The sequence below is a fragment of the Endozoicomonas sp. 2B-B genome, assembly GCF_053470045.1.
The window spans coordinates 132,724-157,047 of sequence record NZ_JBLZMU010000002.1; the positions used below are offsets into that span (position 1 = coordinate 132,724).

Below are 24,324 nucleotides of genomic sequence, written 5' to 3' on the forward strand. Positions count from 1 at the left end.
TTGCTCTGAATGGCTTTTAAAAGTCTTTGAAAAAACGGCAGATGATTGATATCAACTGCCGTTTTTTTTGTTCTGCTATAAGAAGAAGTTTCTCGATTTTAATTGTGAAACGGTAACCCAGGTTTGTTTTCCATTAAAAATTGTATTCGTTAAATGCTTTTTCAATTCTTCAATACTTTTAGGCGTTAATTTATCTATAAAAGTTTTTTTTCGTGGTCCGGTTTTCCCCGAAAATAGATGTGAAGCCAGATCATTTAAAATTGAAGATTTATCAGAAAAAATGATTTTGAGAAGGATCTTCTGAGAGAGAGCTAATTCTGTATCAATGTCAGCAAGAGTTGCGGGTGCATCATTTGCTCTGTGAATCTCATGTAGTGTTTCTATGATCTCATCAATTTCATCAGCAAGTTCTTCTGGCAGTATAATCTCTTTGTTCATCGTTCTTGCTGATCTTTTTTCCCCAGCGTGTAAATCTTTTAGATTCAGCTTTTTAACCCTGTCGATTATCTTGTTTCTTTGTTCTTCGGTTGTTTTTTCCACATCTGACTTGCTGAAGTCTATTTCAGAGTCTTCCTTATTTTTATCGTAATCGAATAAAAGTTCTTCTCCTGGTTTAATATCTTTTGTAGTGACAACTCTCAGTTGAAGACTGTCCTGATCCCCCCATTTTACAGTCATACTGCCTGAATAGCGTATAACGATATTGGGATCCTTGGAGTGATTAAGGAATCGGATATCCTTATTACCGTCACGACCAATTTCAATGGCCGGTCTGCCAGATTTTGCAATAGACGCGCCCGACCATACGACAAAGGAGTCATTTTCCGGGAATTCGACCTTACTGTTCACAGTGTTCATCGTAAAGACATGATATTTGCGGGTACAAGAATTACGGATTCTGTACACCAATGGTCCTTCGTAGTCACATACTTCCTCATCCTTTTTGAAGCTCCGGGTAGCAATGACACCGGTACCGTGAACCACGCCTGCTGTTGAGGTTTTGATACCGGGAGTGGATTCAGTGCCTGGAGATGATGGTGTTGTTGCTCTTTCTGAATCCGGAGATTCAGGGGAATACATCGCTTCTTGTCCATTAGTAAAAGGGTTCCCATTATTCTGAGTAAAACGGAGAAGTTCAGAAGATATCAAGTCGCTGAAAGATGACAGGCTTTTTATGATGTTTGAATAATTTTCTCCGGGCACTACCCTGGTCTTTCTGGCTTTTAAAAGAACCATTGTATGGTTAAATATCGTCTCCGTATCATCAAAACAACCACTATTGCAACTGGATGGCAGAGATTTCCCGGCTGCTGCGTTTCCTTCAACTTGCCGCAAGCATGATTTCTTTGCCGGTGGAGCAGCCGTGTCTTTTTCGTCAAATCGACGTAAGGTTGGCATTTGGCGAAGATCTGATCCAGATCCAGTGGGTTGCATTGATATATCCTCAATGGTTTTCTTGATATTTCACTGTTATTGACCGTAATAATCGTTTTAAGTTCAAAAGCGTCTCAGGTGCTACCTCAAAAATAGTGATCTACCCAATTCATAATTATTTGTATCGCTGTTTCTTTACAAAAGTGGTCAGCCACGTATTCAGCCATCAACCCGTGGTTATGTGCTGCGTCTACCCATGTTCGGATGAGCACAACGGTAGATTGGTCTGAAAAAAACAGCCATCCCAAAAGTGCTTCTAACGCTGGAAACTCTGTTCCCATACAACTATTTCCCATCTGTTGGAAGGGGTATAAGTACTCATCCGTACGGAATCGAATATTTCTGGCTTATTGGGCAGATGCTCTGCAAGGCACAACGACGGGAACATAGGAAGCTATGTGACCAGAGTCGCAACGCAGCAGGACTGCATGGATGCAGGAGTTAGAGCAATCCAGGATCAGTTGCCGCGAGTGCCTGAACAATGAGTCAGTAAATATGATTTCGTATGGTTGAGTACCTAACCGCAGAGCTGACTGGCAGCATAGCTGTCCCCGTCAGGTGATTCGTTAGGTGGCGTGTTACTTTTTGGCCAGGTGGTTTACGATTGTTATGAGCAGTTCTTCAGACTTGTCGAAGCGCTTGTTGACATCTTGTTTGAAGATATATAAATCTCTTTTGTAACCCATCTGTTCTTCAAGTATTAGCGACATTGTGCCTTCCATACCAAGCAAAAGCTTGTCGTATTGCCCAATGCGGTCTTGGAGGGAATGAACTTCATCTTTTAACTCGGCTATCTCTGCCTTTTCTACGGTCATCGGTCAAACCTCATTATTATTGACTGCAGAGCAATCATAGCAGAGATTAACGAGAAGACACCTAAAAAACTAAAACCTGACTGTAATTTGAGGCTCTCTTGATTTGGCAGATCAATGGATTTGACTTAAGGTGTTAATCATTTCATAGCAAGAGCTGTTAGATTCAAGCATTTAAGAAGTTAACTGGAGTAGATGCAAGAAAAGTCATGGGTTATACACCCATGATTATCTCTCTAACATAGCTCTGATAATAAACTGGGCATGAGAAGGAGGTATATTATTATTTATCTCAATATTTGTTACTCCAGAGTCAGGAAGGAAGGCAATTGCAACATCGGGTTCTCTAAAAGGTGGTAAATTCCTTTCATTACGATAGTCTGTGAGTAATTTTTTGATTGCAGAGAATGAAGCGCCATTATCTTTGTGACTAAACGCACTATTAAGAAAGTCAACACAATGGCCCGCTCCATCAACAATTTCAGTGTTGGCTTCCCACCTTAATAATTGCTCCACAACATTTGCATGTCTGCCGTAAGCGTTCAAGCAGGGTATAGACTCCCCCTACTTATCGAGATCGGATTTTAACGAATTGGCCCCGAATTTCTCTTTCCAGATTCGCGGGATTAGCTCCCGGATATCTCGAGCCGGATGGTAACTGATGCGCTGAAGCACATCGACGAAGTACTTGTATGGATCAATGCCTGCAAGAAGACAACTGACGATTAACGTCTGGAACACGGCTACATTGACTGCCCCTTCTTCTGTCCAGCAAAAAAGCCAGTTCTTTCTCCCCATCGGGATACACCTGAGACTTCGCTCCAGGTGATTCGTATCAATGGCGACATCCGGATTATCCAGATAAAGCCGTAGCTCTTTTTCCCGTTTGTTCACGTAGCCAAGAGCCTTGCTCAATGGGTTGCTTTTCACCAGATTCAGGCGACGAAGTTGTTCTTTATGCCAGTTAAAGAACTGATCAACCAGTGGCTTGGCATTCTGTTGGCGGTATTCCTGCTTTGCTTCGCCTTGCAGCCCAGCTTTGCGGATTTCGTCTTCGACTTGATAGATCGCACCTATGCAGTCCAGCGCCTCTTTTGCGGCTTCTGGCTCGACCTCTTGTGACTTGACGAAGTACCTCCTGCTATGTGTCCAGCACTGGGCATGGATGATTTTGGGATATTTCATGCACAGGCGGTCGTATTCCGAATAACCATCGGTCAGCAAGACCCCCTTATACTCTTTCAGATAAGGCTCTACGACCCTGCCAGAACGAGTGGTGGAGAAGGTAAAAGCTATCTCATTCTGGTCTCCGTAAAAACACCAGAAGTAGCCTCTTTGCATCTTGCCCTTGCTTTTACGGCCCGCTTTTCCGGGCGTTTCATCCAGAGTGAGGACATGACTTTCCAGACAGCTGTTGAGCACTTCGTCAGCGATGGGTTTGAGTAACTGCCCGGCACGCTGCTCAAGATGTGTCAGGGTTCCACGGCTGATGGTAATACCACTGGACTCAAGTTTCTGATGCTGGCGGTAAAGCGGTGCGTGAAAGCGGTACTTCTCTACCAGCAGACCTGCGATAAAGCTGACATCGGCAAAGCTGCGATCAAATAATCCTGATGGTGCGGCTACCGTTGTTAGCGTCTGGCTGGGCTTATGGCGAACGACTTCGCGCTGATATTTCAGGATGACATAGCTGGCAGGGCGCTGCGCCAGCCGATAGGTGTACTTGTAGTCAATGATTTCGTACTGGTCTGCGTCTTCACCCTTCATTTCTGCAGCAGGCATCGGGATGAGTTCAATCGGTACATCTTCAGTAAAGCGCAGTCCCTGATCGGTCACACAGTCTTCAGGGCGATTCTTTTTCCGCCGTTCGTAAGTGATGGTTTCTGTGGGAGTTTCCTGCTCTTCAGGCTTGTCCTGAAGGATTTCTCCCAGCGCCAGCTGGTCCGGATTCTCAATCAGGCGCTTTTCGGATTTTTCACCAAATAGCTGTTGTTTAAACCAGGCCAGCTGATGTTTAAGAGAAGCTATTTCCTGATCACGCTCCGACAGCAAGACCAGGATCTGCTGGAGCAGGTCCTGGTCAGTGGTGCCGGGGGTCGAAACAGGTAATTTCATGGCGGTTAAAGATAGACCTTTGACTCTCCTTTTGTGTAACGGGACGGTTGATGTTTGTAGCGTTTATATTGCTGAACGCAGCGGGTATCAATGCCTTCAAGGATGAGCTTCAGATCTGTCCACGCCATTGTTTGCTTGATGGATTTGCCTGCATGAGTATGAAACTGACCCTGTTCCAGTCGTTTGCTCCAGATACAGTATCCACTGCGATCAAAATACAGCACCTTGCACTGGGTTTGTTTGCGGTTGATGAAGACAAACAGCTGGCCGCTGAGTGGGTCTTCTTCAAGTTTGTTTCTCACCAGGGCAGACAGGCCGTCGTAGGATTTACGCATGTCGGTGGGCCGGTTGTAGAGCCAGATCCGAACCTGAGATTCTGGAAAAAACATGATCAGCGACGCATACGAAGAATAACACCACCGGGCAGCTCAAGTTCCAACTGCCAGTTTAAGCTGGCTGGAGGCTCAGTCAGCCCGTTTGGGACTTCAACCCATTCCGGGGCAGAAGCCTGAGCGATATCAAAGGAGTCAGTGTTGTTGTAATTCCTGAGTTTGCGTTTCCAGTTTGTGAATGTTGCCAGGCTTATGTTTTGAGTTTGGCAAAAAGCTTTCTGGCTCAAGCCACTGGCTATTTGCTGATCAATGATCTGTTGCCACTGCTCAGGGTTGAGACGGGTAAAGGGTTTTGTCAGTTGCTTCACGTTAGGTATCTCCTGCGTTGTTTGCAGGGGAAAGGCTGGCAGTCAGGTTGTGATTTTTGAAGACGTCCTCAAATGAGCGGTTACTGTCTGCCAATCACTGCAAGCATGAGTGCTGTTCGCCCACTAGTTCCATTGACTACATCAAACGTCTGATCTAATTGTTCCTGATTCACATACAGAGCCTTCACTAAATCCAGTTTTCCGAATCTGCAGGCAAGAGCAAAAGGAGTAATGGCAAAGTAGTAAAGATTATTAACAACAGGAAATGATCTTGTGCACTTGGAAATTTCATCGGCCCCATACTCGGATATCAACCTTTTAGCTTCTGCAATATCAGCGTCGGTACTATCAGCGTTTGTAATGACCGATACGAGTCTATCTACAAACTCTTCGAGCTTGTCACGGCCTGTAGAGGTAGCCATGGCACCACTTTTCATCGTTTTGCACGGTTGAGATTCGGTATCCGGGTCATCAGGGGATGTACTTTTCTGTGCATTGAAATTATTCCCACAGTCGCTTCGATCAGCGTCATATGCCTGAGAAGACAGATCAATGTTTCGATCCGCTAAGGGAGTAGCAGATGCCTGATTATATCCTTGTGAAATCATTTGTGACTGTGGTTCAGTGATTTTGACACCGACACCTAAAAAAATCGCACCATTCTCATCCAGTGTAATTGAAACCTTCACATCAATATGTAGTGGTTGCTGAATGCTAGTCATTGGGATATCCATATCTAAACAACTCCGTAAGTAATTGTGTTTGAAAACGACTGTGAGTTTTGATATCACAATAAGTTAGACAATACTAATTAACTGAAGTTCCTTCTTATATTTCGAAAACGCAAATTTCTCAAAAAGGACGAGTCATTCAGGATAACACACCATGTCTTGGTGCTAAGATATTCCTCGCAGCGTTAATGTTAAAATTCTCCGTATGATCACAAACAAGGCATTTAAAACCTGCCTGTAATTTGAGGCTCTCCTGATTTGGCAGATCAATGGATTTGACTTAAGGTGTTAATCATTTCATAGCAAGGACTGTTATATCCAAGCACCTAAGAAATTGACCGGAACAGATGCAAGGTAAGTCATGGGTTACACACCCATGACTATTCCTTGGATAAAGATTCATCTGTCTTCCGTCGTCTGTCTTCTGTCATCTGAAACTTACACCCCCCACGACTATTCACTGGATAAAGATTCGAGAAGGTTCGGGTTTTCAGAAAAGAGGTGTTCCAGTAGCTCCGGGGCTTCACGACGGAGACGACTGACAAAACCCGGATTTTCAGAAAAGAATTTTTCAAGTGCTTTCGGCTGTGTAGTAAGGAGATATATCAGAAACTCCGGGCTTTCACGACCGATCTGCATGAGACAACCCGGGTTTTCAGAAAGGTATTGTTCAAAAATTTCCGGATGTTCAGAAAGGGCTGCTGGAAAGTTAATAGTAATACCCATTTCCCCAGTATCTTCAATGTAATAACCATCCGCAGCGGGTTCTTTATAAGGTGGTAGATTCTTTTCTTTGCGATAGTCTACTAATAATTCTCTGATTTTAATGTATGTATCTTGCCTGCTTCTGTTAAAAACTGAATTAAGCTCATCAGCACAACGGTTATTTTCATCAAGAATTTGAGGATCAGCCCCCAAGTCTAATAATTGCTTCACTACATCTGCATGGCCATGATTAACTGCAAGCATGAGTGCCGTCCTTCCATTAACCCCATTTTCCATATCAAATGCCTGGTTTAATTGTTGCTGATTCACGTACAGAGCCTTCACTAAATCCAGCTTACCGAATCTGCATGCAAGAGCAAAAAGAGTAATAGCAGGGTAATGTCTAGTGATATTTGTATGATAAGAAAACGGGACTGTTAACTTGGCAAGTTCATCGGCACCGTACTCGGATATCAACCTTGCGGCTTCCGAAGTATCAGCGTCAGTGCTTTCAGGGTCTGTAATCACTTTAACAAGGCTCTCTGCAAAAGGCTCCAGATTGTCGCGCCCGGTAGAGATAGCCATAGCCTCACCTTTCATTGATTTGCAAAGTTGAGATATGGTGCCCGAGTCATCAGTGAATGGCCTTTTTTGTGCTTTGAAACTATCACTACAATCACTTTGAGCCGCTTCATTTGAAGTTGAAGCTTGTGCATACGCTTCAATATCACGATCCACGATGGATCTAGCAGAGTTTTGGGTATCACTTTTTGGTAAATTTACTTGTGTTGGTAGCTCCAAAGTTGAGAAAACGTAAATCGAAGAAACCTTATCATTCTTATCCCGTGTAACTTTAGTAGTCACTTCTTTAGTAGTCGCACCATCATAATTTAATGGACCAATGCCAGCTTTTGATGATATATCCATATTCAAACATCTCCGTAAGTAATTTTATGTAAATAAGTACCTGGCCAGTTGGTTTCGCGTATTCTGGCGAGTGGATTTTTTCATCCTTCAAGGCGCAACGACGGGCGCGTAGCCATAGCTACGCAACCAGAGTTGGAACGCAGAAGGATGGAAAAAGCCGCCGTCCAGAATATGCGAAACCAACTGGTTAGGTACTTAATCTTGGGAATTTCATCCCGTTGTCACGTATAGACAGCGATAATCAACCAAGGTTCCCTCTTAGTTTTGAAAAAAACGCAAATTGCTCAAAAAAGACCGGGAGGCTGAGAACTTAATGTGAGTTTGTAGACCACTTCAATCAGCTCGTTGACGCCCTTCTCTCTCAGGTTGGTTGATGCCGGTGCGCTGTGTGTGTCCAGCTTAATTACTTCAAACTGCGGTGAATAAAGTGCTCTGACTTCATGCTCCTCTACTGAGAAAGGCGGGCCGGGCACCAGGTCCTGATCGTACTCAACAGTGATTAATAGGCCTTCTTGTAAATGGGGCGCAGCGTTTGCCAGATGGTTGACGTACTGCTGTCTCATCTCCCGGGGTAATGCAACCAGAGCAGCACGGTCGTAAAAAACGGTGCTTTGGATGGAACCTTCCGGCAAAGCAAAAAAATCACCTTCGAGGATATGGATATCATCGGCTTGCCAATGTCGGTAACCCTGAGCCTCTTTCACTGCCGGTTGCAGTGCCTGTTCCTGATAGAAGGACTCAACCGCTGTTTTTACCAACTCGGTGCCGATCACTTCCAGCCCCTGCTGCCTGAGCCAGACCATATCCAGGCTTTTGCCACACAATGGCACCAGCACTGACCGGGCTTCTGACAGGTTCAGTTGTGGCCAGTATTTCAATAATGTCGAGTTGAACTCAGATCTGTGGAAACCAATCCGTCCTTCTTTCCAGCGATTAACCCAGTCAGGATTGCTCATTGTGTCCTCTCATGCATTTAAGTCGTGTTTGGTTTGATTTTGGCGATCAGCACCGACGAAACACTGACAACGGCGAAGCTCAAGAGCCTATACCAGAGTGCAACCCTGATATTATAAATTTACCTATCAAATATATTTTTTTATGTCGATAAGATTTAAGATAGCGGTGTAAAATCGCCATCTCTTCTGTATACGACAGCGAACTTATTTTTATTCCTCAATCCTGCGACGGCAGTGTCGCAACCTTTCACTTGTGCAGCTCAAACAGAAGGAATACAGCACAAACATTTAATGATTTCAGCGCCTCATCCGCTTGATCGAAGGAAGTACATGACCATCAATATCGAAAGCAGTCCTGAGCCAAAAGCAACCAGGCAAGAAGATAAAAAGCAGGGCATTTCAATGAGCCATAGCCGTGACAGGCTACTTTTCATATTGACCCTGGGCGCTTTAACCGCACTTGGCCCTATGGCAGTGGATCTCTATCTCCCGGCAATCCCCGCGATAGCAGAAGATATGGGAGAACCCCTGAGCATTATCCAGTATACACTCAGTGCCTACACCGTAGGCTTTGCCCTGGGACAGCTGTTGTACGGACCTCTCTCAGACCGCTTTGGTCGCAGAAAAATCATGTTTCCGGGTCTGGTTGCTTTTCTTGTTACCAGTGTCTTGGCTTCGCTCTGTGAAAACGGCTTGCAACTGATTATTGTCCGGGTTCTGCAAGCTATGGCCGCCTCTGCGGTTATGGTCACTATTCCTGCCATGGTTCGGGATCTGTTCTCAAGGCAGCAAAGCGCAAAGATTATGTCGTCTATTTTAATGGTCATGACAATAGCTCCTCTGATTGCCCCCCTGCTGGGAGGTCAGATGCTTAAATTCATGGGTTGGGAAAGTCTGTTTATTTTTCTGGCTGTCATGTCCGCACTTGCCATGGTGCTGGCCGCTTCAAAAGTTCCGGAAACCCTCCCGGAGGAGAAAAGACTGGTGATTCCTGCCAGTCAGCTGTTCCTGATCTATTTGTCCGTCCTGAAAAACCGGGAAGCTATGGGCTGTATCCTCTGCCATGGGTTTTTCTTTGGCGGTATGTTTGCCTTTATTGCCGGCTCACCCTACGTGTATATCGAGCTGTATGGGGTCAAGCCAGAGCATTACGGCCTGCTGTTTGCTGTCAATATTATGGCCATGATGGTCATGAATATGATCAATATCCGTCTGATAGATCGCCTGCCACTGTTCACTATCCTGAAAACAGGGAGCATTCTAGCCAGCATCAGCGCAGTAGTGATGTTGGTTAATGCAAAGTTTGAGATCGGCGGGCTGGTTGGGTTGATGATTCCTGTCGTGATTTACGTCAGCTGTATTGGTCTGACAGGCCCTAACTCCAACGCTCTGGCCCTGTCTCACTTTCCAAGGTCTGCGGGCACAGCCAATGCTATGTCCGGTGCACTTCGCTTTACCATTGGCGGTGTTTCTTCTGCGGTGGTTGGTCTTTTGCATAATGGAACTGATGTACCTATGACAGCGGTAGTAGCCGTTTGTGGTTTGCTCTCTTTCGTATCCTTGCTAATAGTCAGGAATAAGGGTGTGCCATTGGATGAAGTGATGCCGGAAGACACATCCGATTCTGAAGTCCGGACTTCCGCCTGATCGTCAGGAACAAGCGCCCTGCCCTGGCAACAAGGTAGGGCAAATATTTTTTATCCCTTCACAAGTTGCGCTTATAATACCGCCTCAATTCAGCAGTAATGAGCCTGACAGCAAGACTATGTTTCGAATAGCCATCAACGGGTACGGCCGTGTCGGCCAGTGTGTTCTTCGTGCTCTTTACGAGAATGGTTATCGCAAAGACTTGCAGGTTGTCGCCATTAACGAGTTGTCCGATGAGGACACCCTGACCTATCTGACTCGCTATGACACCACTCACGGTCGCTTTCCAGCCAAGGTAGAATCGGAGGAAAATCAGCTCATAGTGGCAGGCGACCGGATTCAGCTTATTCACGAAGCCCGGCCTGAAAATATTGACTGGAAAAGTCTTGATATTGATCTGTTGCTGGAGTGTTCAGGGTCTTTCAATGACAGGGCAATGGCAGAGCAACACATAGAGAGTGGAGCCAGAAAGCTGCTTTTTTCACAGCCCGCTCAACCGGATGTAGACGCCACTATTGTTTATGGTATCAATGAGCAGGATCTCAGTCGTGATCAGCGCATTGTCTCCAGCGCTTCGTGCACCACCAATTGCATTGTTCCTGTTATCAAGACACTGAATGACGCCCTTGGTATTGAGTACGGTAGTATCACAACTATTCATTCAGCGATGAATGATCAACCGGTGATTGATGCTTATCATCACAGTGATCTCAGGCTGACCCGCAGTGCGTTGCAGTCCATCATCCCTGTAGATACCGGCCTGGCAAAGGGCATCGACAGATTGCTTCCTGACCTTGGGGGGTGCTTCGAAGCCAATTCAATCAGGGTGCCCACCATTAATGTTTCCTGCATGGATCTCTGCGTTCATGTCAATCAGGAGACAACCGGAGAGGAAGTTAACCGGATTCTGGAACAGGCTACCCATGGACATCTGGAGGGGATTCTGGGTTTCTCTAATGAACCCCACGCATCCGTAGACTTCAACCATGATGCCCGCTCATGCGTGGTCGATGGTACCCAGACCAAGGTGACTTCAGGCAAGCTGATCAAGCTGCTTTGCTGGTTTGATAACGAGTGGGGGTTCTCCAACCGTATGCTGGATGTGGCCAACCACTGGCTGAGGCAATAGGAAAAAGCTGGCCGGTTGATTGAATTCCCGACCTGTTGCTTATTTGAAATCTATATCAAAAAAAATTGATATAGGTTGGTGCGACTGTTAGACTTCAACCTGTTTTCGGTAATTACGCATAACAGGATCATACCCATGAGCGCTACTCCTGCAGTTGTTCAGAGCTTTACTGACTATCGAGTTGCCGACATTTCCCTGGCCGAGTGGGGTCGCCGCGAAATTCAGATCGCAGAAGGTGAAATGCCTGCACTGATGACTATCCGCCAGAAGTACCATGATCAGCAGCCTCTGAAAGGCGCGAAGATCATGGGCTGCATTCACATGACCATTCAGACCGCTGTACTGATTGAAACCCTCGTCGATCTGGGGGCTGAGGTCCGCTGGTCTTCCTGCAACATTTTTTCCACCCAGGATCACGCTGCTGCAGCAATAGCTGCTGTGGGTATTCCTGTATTCGCCTGGAAGGGGGAGACGGAAGAAGAATTCTGGTGGTGTATCGAGCAGACCATTCTGACAGAAGAAGGCCAGCCCTGGGATGCCAATATGATTCTGGACGACGGTGGCGACCTGACTCTGATGCTGCACGACAAGTACCCTGAAATTCTGGATAACATCCACGGTATCTCCGAAGAGACCACCACCGGGGTTCATCGTCTGCTGGAAATGCTGGAAAAAGGCACTCTGAAAGTACCAGCGATTAACGTTAACGACGCGGTTACCAAGAGCAAGAACGACAATAAATACGGCTGTCGTCACTCACTGAATGATGCTATCAAGCGGGGTACAGATCACCTGCTGGCGGGCAAAAAAGCCCTGGTTATCGGTTACGGTGATGTTGGTAAAGGTTCTGCGGCTTCCCTGCGCCAGGAAGGCATGATCGTTAAGGTCACCGAGATTGATCCTATCTGTGCCATGCAGGCTTGCATGGACGGCTTTGAAGTGGTTTCTCCTTACATCAACGGTGTCAACGATGGCACTGCTGCCAGCATTAACAAAGACTTGCTGGGTACTACCGACATGCTGGTAACCACCACCGGTAACTTGCATGTTTGTGATCGTGAAATGCTGAAAGCGCTGAAGAGTAGCTGTGTCGTCTGCAACATTGGTCACTTTGATACCGAAATTGATACGGCTTTCATGAGAGAAACATGGGAGTGGGAAGAAGTTAAGCCCCAGGTCCACAAGATTTGGCGTGACAAGGGCAGCAATGATCATCTGATTCTGCTCTCGGAAGGTCGCCTGGTCAATCTGGGTAACGCCACAGGTCATCCATCGCGTATCATGGACGGTTCATTTGCCAACCAGGTCCTGGCCCAGATTCATCTGTATGAAGAAGGCTTTGCCAATCTGCCCGCTGCCGAGAAGGCTGATAACCTGTATGTGAAGGTTCTGCCCAAGAAACTGGACGAAGAGGTGGCAAGCTACATGGTTCAGGGCTTTGGCGGGGTAATTACCCAGCTGACCCAACAGCAGGCAGACTACATTAATGTCGCTGTTGAAGGTCCATTCAAAGCGGATGAGTACAAGTACTGATCTGCACTGAGCCTGCGTCTCTGCGCAGGCTCCTGACGCTTATAGAGAACCGTAAGCGACAGAACAGTGATAAAGGTTTTAATTAACGATGACAACTAACGATAAAAAGCTGACAATCAGCTTTGAATTTTTTCCGACCAAAACGGAAGAGGGTGCTAAAAAGCTCGATCAGACAGCGATTGAGCTCTCCAAATGTCAGCCAGAATTCTTCTCTGTGACCTATGGTGCTGGCGGTTCCACCCGAGACAGAACCCTTGATACCGTCATAAGCGTTCGCAACTGCACTGATATTCCTGCTGCGCCTCACCTCTCTTGTGTGGGCGATAGCAAAGCGCAATTGAAAAGTTTGCTTGAGCAATACCAGAGTCTGGGAATTAATCGTATTGTTGCTTTACGCGGCGATCTGCCATCGGGTATGGGGCGCTCAAACGGTGAGCTGCAGTATGCCAATGAACTGGTGGAATTTATCCGGGCCGAAACCGGTGATCATTTTCATCTGGAGGTTGCTGCTTATCCGGAAGCCCACCCCCAGGCGCAAAACTTTGAAGTGGATCTGATGCACTTCAAACGCAAGGTTGATGCCGGTGCCAGTTCAGCTATTACCCAGTACTTCTTTAACGCTGACAGCTATTTTAACTTTGTTGATCGTGCCACAGGTCTGGGGATTGATCTGCCGATTATCCCGGGTATTATGCCTATCACCAACTACACCCGTCTGGCTCGTTTCTCCGATGCCTGCGGTGCAGAAATTCCACGCTGGATTCGCAAGCAGCTGGAAGCCTACGGTGATGATATCGGCAGCATCAAGCAGTTTGGTGAAGAGGTAGTTACCCGGATGTGTGAAAGGCTCATTGAGCAAGGGGTTCCGGGGTTGCATTTCTACGCCCTGAATCAGGCTGCACCCTCCAGAGTCATCTGTCAGAACCTCAGGCTGGTTTGATCCTGCGGCCAACGCTTCTGGCCGCACGCAGTCCATAGCCTTTCTGTACTCCTGAGAATTACGGCCTCGCCATGAGAACGTCATGAGAAACCCTCGAATCTATACCGATCAGCCTCTGGCAAAAGATCAGGTCGTTGAGCTGAGTGACAGTGCTGCCAATCATGTCGGTAAAGTCCTGCGCATGAGGCCTGAAGAGTCTCTTATCCTGTTTAATGGGCAGGGCGCTTCATGGCAGGGTAGAATCAAGTCTGTGGCAAAAAAAAACGTTGCAGTTGTCCTGGAAGCAGAAATAAGCCTGGTCACGGAATCCCCCTTGAAAGTCCACGTCGGGCAGAGTCTTAGCAGGGGTGAACGAATGGATTACGCTATCCAGAAGGCTACCGAGATGGGCGTGACCGAAATAACGCCGCTCTTTTCCGAGCGCTGTGAAGTCAGGTTGAATGCCGAGCGCCAGGAAAAGCGAGCCAGACACTGGCAACAAATAGCCATCAGTGCCTGTGAGCAGTGTGGCTTGAACAGAGTTCCGGTGATTCACTCGCCAGAGCCTGTTGCGGATTGGATGGCAAAGCAAAACGCTGACCTGAAATTTGTGCTTCACCATCGAACCGATAAAAAACTGGAGGGATTCGTTCCTCCAGAAACGGTTTCTCTTTTGATCGGTCCCGAAGGTGGCTTGACTCAGGAAGAAATTACCAGCGCCGAGTCGTCAGGCTTTCATGCCCTTGCACTGGGCCCGAGAGTCCTGAGAACGGAAACCGCCCCGGTCACTGCAATCAGTGTGATGCAGTATCTCTGGGGCGATCTGTAAACATTGCCGAGAGCTGTTGTTCCACTTTTTCAAGATCAGGAATGGCAGCAGGAATTTCCTTGATAATGACCCTGAATGTTTCTGCTGAACCTGTATCTGCCTCGATAGCGGGTTGAACGTCACCCGCTGTCAGATCTAATGTCCTGGGGATACCCTGTATCACCATGCCATAAAAAGGCAGCTGCTCATTTCCGGTACTGCTGTGCATTACTGCAATCCGTGCCGTTGCAGAGAACTCTGCAAAACGACCACCGTTGATTCGTTCAAAGGAAATCAGGGGTAGTGTTTGTCCCCGCCAGTCAATTTCACCGAGAAACCATGAGTTTTTCTCTCTGTTACCCGATGGACGACTGTAGTCTACAACATCGGCAATACAGGAGGCAGGCAGCAGAAGTGGCTTCTGCTGCATCGGGATCAAACGGGACTTCAGGCTTCTGCTTTCCATAGGTTCAGGACTGCCCGTCATGACGCTACTCCTTTATTCATTGTTGTGAGCTTTGGCACTGATCAATTGCTCGATGGAGGCCAGCATTTCATGTTCCTGGAAAGGTTTACCCAGATATTCATTAACCCCCAGGCTGAAGGCTCTGGCTTTATGTTTCTCACCAGTTCTTGAGGTGATCATGATGATCGGCAAAGACTTCAGGCTGTCATCATTACGCACGGCACTGGCCACCTCATAGCCGTCCATCTTCGGCATTTCGATATCCAGAAGCATGATGTCGTAGCGGTTTTCAGCCAGTTTGGCCAGGGCTTCGATACCATCCCTCGCACTTTCAACCAAATAGCCATTACGTTCTAACAGACGGGTGGTCACTTTACGTACAGTAACCGAGTCGTCTACTACCAGAACACTTTGGATGGTTTCTGCTTCTTCATCCATCTGGCTGGCCAGTTCTACAGAGTGCTGTTCAATCCGATGTCTGCGAAGCAGTGTGACAGGGTCGATAATGATGGCAACACGACCATCACCAAGAATGGTGGCACCGTTGACACCGACCAGACCTGCGAACTGCGGGCCCAGACTTTTGGCAAAGATTTCAGTACCGCCAATGATTTCATCCACATGCAGGGCCAGATTCTTGCCGCCCCGCTCGATGATCACAACCGGGCACTGCCCGGACTGAATTCTGGGGGTTGCATCGCCCAGAATTTCACCCAGGAACATGAGCTGGTGTTCGATACCCCCATAATGCAGAGGGGTGTTGTTCTGGTAGCAGTCGATCAGGACACTGGGGTCCACTACCGTAATACCATCAATGGACTGCATGGGCAGGGCGTAAAGGTTGTCTGCAACCTGGACCATCAGAGCACGGTTTACCGACAGCGTGAAGGGTAGACGGAGCTTGAAAGAGGTTCCCTTGCCAGGCTCGCTGTCAATCTGAATACTACCACCCATCTGACGTATTTCTGTATTGACCACATCCAGACCTACACCCCGACCGGAAATCTGGGTGACAGATTCCGCAGTACTGAAGCCTGGTTCCAGGATCAGCTGAGCAATTTCCTGGTCGGTCAGCTCATCTTCCGGAGTGATCAGATGTTTTTCCAGTGCCTTGGCGTGAACAGCCCGAAGATTGATGCCCCGGCCATCATCGGCCAGTTCAATAACAATATCGGCACCATCCCGGGCAATGGCAAGCGTTAGATTGCCGGTTTCCGGTTTGCCCAGTGTCAGGCGGTCCTTAACGGAGGCTTCAATACCATGATCAATGGCATTTCGCAGCAGGTGTTCCAGTGGTGCGAGGGTCCGCTCCAGCATGGTACGGTCCATCTCACCTTCAGCATTGCTGACATTCAGGTGAATCGGCTTGTCGAGCTCAGTCGACAACTGACGGGTAATTTTTCGCAGGCGTGGCAGTAGACGACTGAATGAAACCATTCGGGCCTGCATCAACTTTTCCTGAAGCTCTATCAGCGTTCTGGACTGTTGAAGCAGCAGGGTTTCTGCATCACGATTTTTTTCCTGGATGTCTTCCTTCAGGTCCTGGAGGTCAGTCGCGGACTCAACCAGAGAGCGGGACAGCTGGGTCAGTTCTGAATACTGGTCCATTTCCAGGGGATCAAACTCAGGATTACTGCCGTACTCTTCTTCAAAGGTGGAAATAATCTGGGCCTGGGTTTCGGTATCCAGACGACGAAGCTGTTCTTTTACCCGGTCGATGGTACTGTTCATCTCCTCAAGAATGTTCCCCATGTCCTGAATCTGCTGCTCGATTCGGCCACGATGAATACTCGACTCACCGGAAAGGTTGATCAGCGATTCCACAAGCTGCGCAGGGACACGAATCATCTCAACACCTTTGAAGGTATTGGCTGCGCTGCTGGTAACCGGTGTGTTTATTCGTGTTGATGCAGGGGCAGTCTCTTGTGCGATCATTTCAGGCGCACTGGTACTACTCTCTATGGATTCAGACACTCTGGTGACGCCTGTGTTCCGATTTTCTTCATCAATAACCAGAGCATCGTCTATTACTATTTCTTCGGGCTGCTCGCAGGTCGTGTCAGACTCTTTTTTGACCTGACCCAGGTAGTCAGGGAGAGCTTCTACGTGCGCTTCAGCCGTTGCAAGAGAGGGTAGTTCTGCTTCATAGTCATGATTGAGAGTCCATTGCTCCAGCTGTTCTACCATCGGGATGACAGTATCGGGTGACTGCTGATTTTTCAGGGCAAGCAACATCTGGTCAACCTGATCATGAGCAGCCTGTAGCAGGTGTATCGGTGCTTTATCTGCAGAACTTCTGCCCGTGGCAATAGCACTGTAGATAGCTTCGATGGCATGACTGAGGTCACCCAGTTCCGGCTGGTCTGCCATTCGGGCACTGCCCTTGAGGGTATGCAGAGAGCGCTGCAGATCGGTCAGAGATGTCAGGTTTTGACGATTATTCAGCCAGTCTTCCAGAGCATGATGGCAATCTTCTGCCAGATCAGAGGCTTCTTCCAGGAACAGTTCCAGCAGTTCAAGGTCATGCTCTTCCACTTCTTCTTCTGTTTCAATGGTGAGAGCAGGTGACATCCCTGAAACTGAGGGCTTCAGAAGCAATTCTTCAACATCTTTGGCATCTTCAGCATCTTCAGCATCTTCAACAACGACAGCAACTTCAGCCTCTGGCTTAACAGCAGGTTGCTCTTCAATGGCAGGTTTTTCTGTCAGCGACTCCAGGATGATTTCTTCAACTTCAGGGTTCTCAACCACTGGCTCTGGAGACGGTGCCTCCTGAACAATCTTGTCAATTTCAATATTTTCAGGGACGGCTCCTGCCTGAATCGGTTCAGCGATGAGCAGAGCTTCCAGAGACTCCCTGAGTTCTGTGAATACTGATTGCGGTGGAACCGGGGTTTGCTGGGCCGCAATCATATTCATCATATCGACCATGGCTTCGAAGCCGTTGGACAGAGGTGCCGCAAGAACCCCGGGTAGATTGTCTTCGTACTTATCCAGATAGTTCATAACATCCAGAAGCACGTCACATAGCTCAGTCAGAGCGGTGAGTCGTGCTTCGGTTGCCCGTTCGGCCAGTGCTGTCAGTTCTTTCTGGAACATTACCAGCTCATCTCTGGGCAGAGCGATGCGCCAGGTAGAGAGGTACTCATCGGCATCCAGCAGTAAACCCAGGTCGCTGTGAGCAAACAGCCGGGTGTCCTGACCGCCAGTGTATTTTCTGTTGGTAGACTGTGCTTTATGCTGTTCGGTGATGAGCTGGGCATGAAGCGCTTCCAGCCAGGACAGGTAATTTTCAGAATCCAGTACCGGTTGTCTGGGTGACAGGGCCAGCTGTTCGAGGCCATCCTGAATGAGCTCAAGACCCTTTTCCAGCATACTGATCACCCGGTCATTGGCCGGAATCAGGTGGGCTCTGAAATCCTTGATGTTCTTTTCAAGGGCAACAATGATGCTGGCCAGCGGCGCTATTTCTGCCATCAGGGCTATGCCCTTCATGGTGTGGAGAGAGCGTTGTACCTGATCACTGATCTGGCGCTTTCCACCCTGGACTTTCACCTGCTCAACAAAGGATTGAACGACTTCCAGATGAGCTCTGGACTCGCCGAGGAATACGTTGAGCAGCTGGATGTCGTAAGCTTCCTGTCCGACAGATTGCGAAACGTCTTTCTCAACATCTACATTTATTTCTGGCTCAGATGATGGCTTGGATAGCGCATCAATAATGGCCCGCTCTGCTGCCTGTGGGACAGGTTCTTCCGCTCGTTCAAAATCGATATCCGGGTCATTGGCGATGGCGTCATCAATGGACTCTTCCTCGTCCTCAATGGTGTATGCTTCACCTCGGGACAAAGCGTCAGCCTGTTCCATGCAAACCAGAACTTCATGGGTCAGAACCTGGCTCTGCTCAGCAAAGTCGGAAATCAATCCTGGCAGCATATGGGTAACGCGGCTAACCAGATTGCTCAATTCAGGGCTGTTGTGAACGGTTCTCTCGATCAGGCGGTTTAACATGTTCTCGATGGACCAGGCCAGTTCACCCACAACGCTCGCACCCACCATACGACCACTGCCTTTCAGAGTATGAAAAGCCCTGCGGATATCTTTCAGGGTGTTCAGATCATCCTGATGATTGATCCAGGTAGTTACGTCTTCGGTCAGCTGCTTCTGAACTTCGCCAGCCTCTTCAATGAAGATGATCAGCAATTCATCGTCGATGATGTTCTCTTGTTGGTCCTCTTTGACTTCGACTTGCGGAGTGAGGGCTTGCGCCTGCTGCGGTCCAGCCAACCGTGAAGCTTCACCCGGAGCCTCTGCCTCAACGCTGCTGTTGCTAGTGAACTTGAACTGAACTACATCGTATGGACTGACTTCGACGGGTCTGTTTCTGTTGGTCAGGGTCAAAGAAGTCTTAACTTTCAGATCAGTGGTTTTTGCAGAACTTTGTTTTTCTTCCGTTGAGGGCTCTTGTACTTTATTTTCGTCCAGAGTGATGGGCATCGAGCCGTCGAGAAAGCTCTGCTCATCAATCAGCAGTTCAAGATCTGTCTCACGCAGGGCAGACAGGCTTTTGTCTGCAACATCCAGAATGGCGTCATGTTCTTTCTGATCTCTGTCACCCAACCTTTCAAGGTAGTATTCAATACTGGTCAATGCATCAGCCAGGTGTTCCAGTTCCATCTTTTCAGGTGTTTTACCGTTTTCTATCCACTCTTTCCTGATGTGATCTGAACAGGCTCCGACCAGAGCAGCGGCCCGGGTCAGAGGTGTCATGGACAAACCGCCTTGCACTTTACGGAGCAGTTCGGGTATCGGGCTCAGGAGATCCGGGTGATGATGACTGTCCACAAAATCGACGATGGCATCTTTGCCCTGCTCAAGATAGTGGCGAGCCTCTTTGACAACCGCCTGATAGACCTCTTCCAGCAGGGGTGCGCCTTCGCCTGCCTCCAGACTTTCACCTGCAGCATACCTGGATAGCGCAGTTTCAAGGTCAAGAATGGTGCCAGCAACGTCCATCAGATGCTCTTCAGCGTTCTGACCGGTATTGATCACACTCTGGATCAGTGCTTTTTTCTGCTTCAGGCGATTTTTCAGATCTTCCATGCCCAGGATGGTCAGGGTATCTGCCACCTGCTGCATGACCGGCAGCTGGTTTTCCAGAACCAGTGGATCAGGATCGGTTGAGAGAAGGTAAAGGTCCAGTGCTTCCTTGATACCTGTCAGCTCGTAGTTCAAAGCTTCAACAACAGGTTTTGTAGCATTCACGCCCGTCAGAACATCGGAAATACCTGCCTGAGCTCGTTTCAGCTCATCTTTCAGGTTATAGCGTGATTTCAGTACTCCAGTGAAACCCCCACGGCCTTCGGAAGTGGCAATGTTGTACAGCAACCCCCGGAACAGTGCATCATTTGGATGACTATTGACAAAGGGAGCGCCCTGTCTGATGAACAGACGGATCTGGCCATCCAGTTCCCTGAGCAGGTTAGCAACATGGATGTTCTGTTCGATCGACTCATTATCCAGCCCTTCAGTCAGCGCAATACTGGCTTCCCAGAGAGGAGAAAGAGGGGTGCCCCAGGAAAGGTCCTGAAGTTTGGCAAACAATTTGGCCAGAATTTTAATCTGCTGAGGTCTGTTCTGATCTCGAAGATAGCCTGCCAGTGTTAGCTGATACTTCTGTCTTATTTTTCTCAGTAACGGTGTCAGTCCGCTCCGTTCAAGGCTTTCCAGTTGTGGTGACGCAATAGGATCGATCAGCGAGCGGGTATCCGGAAAGAAAAAAGTAGCTTCCGGGAGAGGATCTTCACCTCGCAGACGTCTTAGTTCATTGATCAGTGGCAGAAGTGTCAAGGGACGATCAACGCCACTGTTCAGAGTTTGTTGAATGTAACCTGTCAGCTGCAGAGTGGCCTGCATCAGGACTTCCAGAGCCATTCTGACATCAGGCACTCGCTCACTGATCAGGGCCTCGGACAGTTTGCTCATTTCCAGACTCAAGTGGGTTGCGCCTACATGCTGTAACATTTTGAGTGTGCCATGAACCTGACTGAATGCGCTCTGCCCGGCATTGATGTGGGCTGGGTTACCTGGCTCTTGCTGGTAATTTTCCAATGCCTGGCCAGCTTCAATGAGCGTCTGCTCAATCTCTTCCTTAACCCAGTCCAGGCCTGCATAATCCTGTTGTTCAGCCATTGCCGGCCCCCGCTATTCCGTGCCAGCAACCTGGGCTGCTGGAATAAAAATACTCATCAAACGGTGATTTCGTCTTCTTGCGCTCTAGTCACTGCTTCATTTTCTGCTACCGAAGGCAGGCGGAAGCCGGATACAGACTGACGCATTTCCAGAGCCATTTCTGCCAGGTTGCCTACTGAACCGGCTGTTGCTGTGGTACTGGAAGCTGTATGGGTGGTGATGTCCCGGATGGTGGTCATACGCAGGGCTATCTGTTCTGCTGAGCCTGTCTGCTTCTTCGCTGTGTCGGAAATGTTCCGGATCAGGTCGGCGAGGTTACTGGATACTCTCTCAATTTCTTCCAGGGCAACACCCGCATCCTGTGCCAGTCTGGCACCGTTTACCACCTCGGAAGTGGTTTGTTCCATGGAAATAACGGCTTCGTTGGTATCGGTCTGGATGGCCGATACCAGTGCTTCAATCTGCCTGGTCGCGCCGGATACTCGTTCCGCAAGACGCTGTACTTCATCCGCTACCACCGCGAAGCCCCGACCGGCTTCTCCCGCCATGGAGGCCTGGATGGCGGCGTTCAGGGACAGAATGTTGGTCTGGTCTGCGATATCGTTGATCAGGGCAATGATGTCACCGATTTCCTGGGAAGACTCACCCAGCCGCTTGATACGCTTGGAGGTGTCCTGAATCTGTTCGCGGATAGTATCCATGCCCTCGATGGTATTACGAACCACCTGACCACCGCTGGTGGCAATTTCTACTGATTTTTCCGCTACATTGGCTGACTCGGAAGCGTTCTCGGATACCATGGTCATTGATTTGGTCATGTCATTGACCGCCTGACTGGCATAGTTTATTTCCTCTGCCTGATGCCCTGCTGCTTCAGCCAGTTGTTTCGCGGTACTCTGTGTTTCCTGAGCTGAGGTATCTACTTCCACCGCCGTTTCGTTGATGGTTTTAACCAATGCCCGTAGCTGTTCAATAGAGAGGTTAATGGAGTCAGCGATGATACCGGTAAAGTCTTCGGTTACTGTCGCCTGTACTGTCAGGTCACCGTCCGCAAGGCCATCCATTTCATCGAGCAGTCGCTGGATTGCAGCCTGGTTGGCTTCGTTCCGGGCTGCAGTTTCAGCCAGACGCCTGCGGGTATCTCTTACGATGGCCACGGCGATTATCAGCACAGAGAGCAGGGCAACGACACCGGCAATACTGATGACCGTGTTGTTGATCAGGCGCTGGTCAGTCAGACTCTCGAAAGTGTCCACGAGAATAGAAGTCTGTTGCAGCAGTTGCTGGGAGTCTGTGAAAATCTGGTCAGAAGCGGCACGCACCTGGAACAGTTCCGGGGAGGTCTCCAGAATCTCGTCAACACTGCCTTCTACAAATCCGAACAGGTCGGAGATTTCGGCCAGACGATCAGTGGCTTCTTCATCGGTGACCTGACTGATACGCATGGCCAGGTTACCTTCCAGCATACCGTTCAGTACCCGACCAAACAGCTTGGCGTCACGACCAAAGCTGTCTGCAGCCATGATGGAGTCTTCACCCCCTTCCAGTACTTTTGAGACACTTCGAATAATACGTTCTGCGAGCCATGGCTGACGCTGTGCCAGTGCGATCTGCTCATTGGGAGCATTGCTCTCGAGGAGAATCTCTACCACCTCATCATACTCAACCTGCAGCTGGGGAATAGTTTCACCCAGTGTTTTTGCCACTTCGTGCAAAGCTAACACGGTTTCTTCTGCAGCCAGAATGTTATCTGCCTCTATTTTCAGTTCAGACCAGGCAGCGTCCAGTGTTTCGATCCGTGCTTTAGCGATACTGTCACCGGGGCTGAGAAATGGAGCAACAGAAAGCCTGGTGTCTTTCAGGGAGCTAAAACGTGCATCGAACTCATTGCGTGCTTCACGCAACAGGACGAAAGCTTCTTCTTTACCGGCCGATGCCTCGGTGGCACTGGTCGCAATACGCTGAGAGAGTACCCGGAGCTCACCGGCGTCAGTCAGGTGCTGTTGATCAAGTTCACTTTGCTGGCTGAGATAAATAAATGAGCCGGTGATTACGGAAAGAGAGACTATTAACAGGATAATCGAGGCCAGAATGGCTCGGCTTGCCCCTGCTCCCTGGGCTTTGGTTGCGGTATTGCCTTTCATTATTGTGGTCCCCGGTGACTTCTTCGGAATGCTCGCTTTTTGGATTGTTTTTATTCGAATACTTTTTATCGTTTGACCCCTTTCGTCACCTGTGGTGAAGAAAGACGGTTCCTGTCACTTATCCAGCATGAAGCTGATTACGCTATGGCTGCTTTCAGAAAGCGGGGATCATTCACCAACCGCTGTGTGTTGAATACCATGTAATCTTTTTCTTGCTGGTAATGACCAACGGTAAACGGTTTAACTTCGTCAAACAGATAGTCAGGTACTGCATCAGTGAACTGGCTGGTGGAAAAATGCACCATACCCTGCACCTCATCAACGATGAGACCAACTGATACTTCCCCCTGCTCGACAATCATAATCCGGTTGGCCGATTTACCGCTGTCTCTGGCCTGACCCAGAAACTCTCCCAGATCTATGATCGGAATTAAACGTCCACGTACGTTTGAAATGCCCTTTGCCCAAGGTTGAACTCCCGGCAGGGGTGTAGTGGATGGAACGGGCAGAATGGCCGTTACCTCACCAACCTGCAGTGCAAATTGCTGGTTATTCAGTGTGAAGCCAAGACCACTCCAGGACTCAACCTGTGTTTGCTTTTCAGGAAGCTCAAAAGCATATTTGCTGATCCTGGCATCCAGCTCTACCAGTGCCTCAAAGGGGCTTGTTTGGGAGGTATTCATGCAAGTTTGGTTTCCAGAACATTACCCAGTGTTTTGAGCAGTGTTGCTTCACGGATAGGCTTGGTCAGATAATCCTTTGCGCCTTGCCTGATTCCCCAGACCCTGTCGGTTTCCTGATCTTTGGTGGTGACAATCACGACCGGAATATGGGAAGTATTGTTATCTTTAGACAGTTGACGTGTAGCCTGAAAACCATTCAGACCAGGCATGACAATATCCATTAACACAGCATCGGGATGTTCGGCCCGGCACAGTGCTACACCGTCGGCACCGTTTTCTGCAGTCAGCACACTGTGTCCGTGTTTTTCGAGCATGGCTTTCAATTGGAACAACTCAGTGGGTGAGTCATCAACAATGAGAATATTTGCCATTATTTTCCCCTGTTACTGTTTTTGCCCAAATCCTCAGGGCCAAGCTTTTTTC

At 48.5% G+C, this 24,324-nt stretch carries 19 protein-coding genes; 5 read left to right on the forward strand and 14 right to left on the reverse strand.

Going from position 1 to position 24,324, the window contains the following annotated elements; translation table 11 throughout:
* Positions 1-75: 75 nt before the first annotated feature.
* From ACOMHB_RS24850 to ACOMHB_RS24890, 9 genes are all read right to left on the reverse strand, one after another.
* Positions 76-1,434, reverse strand: a complete 1,359-nt coding sequence (locus ACOMHB_RS24850) for an SET domain-containing protein (RefSeq protein WP_448218762.1) — start codon at positions 1,432-1,434, stop codon at positions 76-78.
* A 578-nt stretch (positions 1,435-2,012) separates the two neighbouring features.
* Complete coding sequence (locus ACOMHB_RS24855) at positions 2,013-2,249, reverse strand: hypothetical protein (RefSeq protein WP_448218763.1); 237 nt, start codon at positions 2,247-2,249, stop codon at positions 2,013-2,015.
* Between the two features lie 225 nt (positions 2,250-2,474).
* On the reverse strand, positions 2,475-2,792 hold the full coding sequence (locus tag ACOMHB_RS24860) for a hypothetical protein (RefSeq protein WP_448218764.1): 318 nt from the start codon (positions 2,790-2,792) through the stop codon (positions 2,475-2,477).
* Positions 2,793-2,810: 18 nt separating this feature from the next.
* A complete protein-coding gene (gene tnpC, locus ACOMHB_RS24865) occupies positions 2,811-4,361 on the reverse strand; it encodes an IS66 family transposase (protein ID WP_448215512.1) in 1,551 nt (516 codons plus the stop codon).
* A 5-nt stretch (positions 4,362-4,366) separates the two neighbouring features.
* A complete protein-coding gene (tnpB, locus tag ACOMHB_RS24870) occupies positions 4,367-4,750 on the reverse strand; it encodes an IS66 family insertion sequence element accessory protein TnpB (protein WP_422452200.1) in 384 nt (127 codons plus the stop codon).
* A gap of 2 nt (positions 4,751-4,752) precedes the next feature.
* Positions 4,753-5,061 carry an IS66 family insertion sequence element accessory protein TnpA gene (gene tnpA / locus ACOMHB_RS24875; RefSeq protein ID WP_448215511.1) on the reverse strand — a complete coding sequence of 103 codons (309 nt, stop codon included), beginning with the start codon at positions 5,059-5,061 and terminating at the stop codon, positions 4,753-4,755.
* An 80-nt stretch (positions 5,062-5,141) separates the two neighbouring features.
* Positions 5,142-5,795, reverse strand: coding sequence for an ankyrin repeat domain-containing protein (locus ACOMHB_RS24880; protein ID WP_448218765.1), 654 nt, complete (start codon positions 5,793-5,795; stop codon positions 5,142-5,144).
* 450 nt (positions 5,796-6,245) lie between these two features.
* Positions 6,246-7,424 carry an ankyrin repeat domain-containing protein gene (locus ACOMHB_RS24885; protein ID WP_448218766.1) on the reverse strand — a complete coding sequence of 393 codons (1,179 nt, stop codon included), beginning with the start codon at positions 7,422-7,424 and terminating at the stop codon, positions 6,246-6,248.
* Between the two features lie 284 nt (positions 7,425-7,708).
* Positions 7,709-8,380, reverse strand: a complete 672-nt coding sequence (locus ACOMHB_RS24890) for a thiopurine S-methyltransferase (RefSeq protein WP_448218767.1) — start codon at positions 8,378-8,380, stop codon at positions 7,709-7,711.
* Positions 8,381-8,710: 330 nt separating this feature from the next.
* Here ACOMHB_RS24890 and ACOMHB_RS24895 point away from each other — a divergent pair, with 330 nt between their 5' ends.
* From ACOMHB_RS24895 to ACOMHB_RS24915, 5 genes are all read left to right on the forward strand, one after another.
* Positions 8,711-10,027 (forward strand): Bcr/CflA family multidrug efflux MFS transporter, encoded by a 1,317-nt coding sequence (locus ACOMHB_RS24895; protein ID WP_448218768.1) that lies wholly within the window; start codon positions 8,711-8,713, stop codon positions 10,025-10,027.
* Between the two features lie 118 nt (positions 10,028-10,145).
* Entirely contained in the window at positions 10,146-11,156 is a 1,011-nt protein-coding gene (locus ACOMHB_RS24900; RefSeq protein ID WP_448218769.1) for a type I glyceraldehyde-3-phosphate dehydrogenase, read from the forward strand.
* 135 nt (positions 11,157-11,291) lie between these two features.
* Positions 11,292-12,689: an adenosylhomocysteinase gene (ahcY, locus tag ACOMHB_RS24905; RefSeq protein WP_448218770.1), complete on the forward strand. Its 1,398-nt coding sequence runs from the start codon at positions 11,292-11,294 to the stop codon at positions 12,687-12,689.
* A gap of 88 nt (positions 12,690-12,777) precedes the next feature.
* Entirely contained in the window at positions 12,778-13,629 is an 852-nt protein-coding gene (gene metF, locus ACOMHB_RS24910; RefSeq protein WP_448218771.1) for a methylenetetrahydrofolate reductase [NAD(P)H], read from the forward strand.
* An 82-nt stretch (positions 13,630-13,711) separates the two neighbouring features.
* Positions 13,712-14,437, forward strand: coding sequence for a 16S rRNA (uracil(1498)-N(3))-methyltransferase (locus tag ACOMHB_RS24915; protein ID WP_448218772.1), 726 nt, complete (start codon positions 13,712-13,714; stop codon positions 14,435-14,437).
* Here the strand turns inward: ACOMHB_RS24915 and ACOMHB_RS24920 are convergent.
* The 5 genes from ACOMHB_RS24920 to pilH all read right to left on the reverse strand — a co-directional run bounded on the left by ACOMHB_RS24920 (position 14,403) and on the right by pilH (position 24,272).
* Complete coding sequence (locus ACOMHB_RS24920; RefSeq protein ID WP_448218773.1) at positions 14,403-14,903, reverse strand: chemotaxis protein CheW; 501 nt, start codon at positions 14,901-14,903, stop codon at positions 14,403-14,405. The genes ACOMHB_RS24915 and ACOMHB_RS24920 overlap by 35 nt on opposite strands.
* A 12-nt stretch (positions 14,904-14,915) precedes the next feature.
* Positions 14,916-21,074 carry a FimL-related protein gene (locus ACOMHB_RS24925; protein WP_448218774.1) on the reverse strand — a complete coding sequence of 2,053 codons (6,159 nt, stop codon included), beginning with the start codon at positions 21,072-21,074 and terminating at the stop codon, positions 14,916-14,918.
* Positions 21,075-21,130: 56 nt separating this feature from the next.
* Positions 21,131-23,218, reverse strand: coding sequence for a methyl-accepting chemotaxis protein (locus tag ACOMHB_RS24930; RefSeq protein WP_448218775.1), 2,088 nt, complete (start codon positions 23,216-23,218; stop codon positions 21,131-21,133).
* 137 nt (positions 23,219-23,355) lie between these two features.
* The gene (locus ACOMHB_RS24935) at positions 23,356-23,901 is read right to left on the reverse strand and encodes a chemotaxis protein CheW (protein WP_448218776.1); all 546 of its coding nucleotides are present in this window, start codon (positions 23,899-23,901) and stop codon (positions 23,356-23,358) included.
* Complete coding sequence (pilH, locus tag ACOMHB_RS24940) at positions 23,898-24,272, reverse strand: twitching motility response regulator PilH (RefSeq protein ID WP_422135812.1); 375 nt, start codon at positions 24,270-24,272, stop codon at positions 23,898-23,900. The genes ACOMHB_RS24935 and pilH overlap by 4 nt, the downstream gene beginning before the upstream one ends.
* Between the last annotated feature and the right edge of the window lie 52 nt (positions 24,273-24,324).

Bases quoted from the DNA above. Each gene is read 5' to 3' on its own strand.
- ACOMHB_RS24850 (WP_448218762.1), bottom strand. From the start codon at position 1,434: ATGCAACCCACTGGATCTGGATCAGATCTTCGCCAAATGCCAACCTTA.
- ACOMHB_RS24855 (WP_448218763.1), bottom strand. From the start codon at position 2,249: ATGACCGTAGAAAAGGCAGAGATAGCCGAGTTAAAAGATGAAGTTCAT.
- tnpC (WP_448215512.1), bottom strand. From the start codon at position 4,361: ATGAAATTACCTGTTTCGACCCCCGGCACCACTGACCAGGACCTGCTC.
- tnpB (WP_422452200.1), bottom strand. From the start codon at position 4,750: ATGTTTTTTCCAGAATCTCAGGTTCGGATCTGGCTCTACAACCGGCCC.
- ACOMHB_RS24880 (WP_448218765.1), bottom strand. From the start codon at position 5,795: ATGGATATCCCAATGACTAGCATTCAGCAACCACTACATATTGATGTG.
- ACOMHB_RS24885 (WP_448218766.1), bottom strand. From the start codon at position 7,424: ATGGATATATCATCAAAAGCTGGCATTGGTCCATTAAATTATGATGGT.
- ACOMHB_RS24890 (WP_448218767.1), bottom strand. From the start codon at position 8,380: ATGAGCAATCCTGACTGGGTTAATCGCTGGAAAGAAGGACGGATTGGT.
- ACOMHB_RS24895 (WP_448218768.1), top strand. From the start codon at position 8,711: ATGACCATCAATATCGAAAGCAGTCCTGAGCCAAAAGCAACCAGGCAA.
- ACOMHB_RS24900 (WP_448218769.1), top strand. From the start codon at position 10,146: ATGTTTCGAATAGCCATCAACGGGTACGGCCGTGTCGGCCAGTGTGTT.
- ahcY (WP_448218770.1), top strand. From the start codon at position 11,292: ATGAGCGCTACTCCTGCAGTTGTTCAGAGCTTTACTGACTATCGAGTT.
- metF (WP_448218771.1), top strand. From the start codon at position 12,778: ATGACAACTAACGATAAAAAGCTGACAATCAGCTTTGAATTTTTTCCG.
- ACOMHB_RS24915 (WP_448218772.1), top strand. From the start codon at position 13,712: ATGAGAAACCCTCGAATCTATACCGATCAGCCTCTGGCAAAAGATCAG.
- ACOMHB_RS24920 (WP_448218773.1), bottom strand. From the start codon at position 14,903: ATGACGGGCAGTCCTGAACCTATGGAAAGCAGAAGCCTGAAGTCCCGT.
- ACOMHB_RS24925 (WP_448218774.1), bottom strand. From the start codon at position 21,074: ATGGCTGAACAACAGGATTATGCAGGCCTGGACTGGGTTAAGGAAGAG.
- ACOMHB_RS24930 (WP_448218775.1), bottom strand. From the start codon at position 23,218: ATGAAAGGCAATACCGCAACCAAAGCCCAGGGAGCAGGGGCAAGCCGA.
- ACOMHB_RS24935 (WP_448218776.1), bottom strand. From the start codon at position 23,901: ATGAATACCTCCCAAACAAGCCCCTTTGAGGCACTGGTAGAGCTGGAT.
- pilH (WP_422135812.1), bottom strand. From the start codon at position 24,272: ATGGCAAATATTCTCATTGTTGATGACTCACCCACTGAGTTGTTCCAA.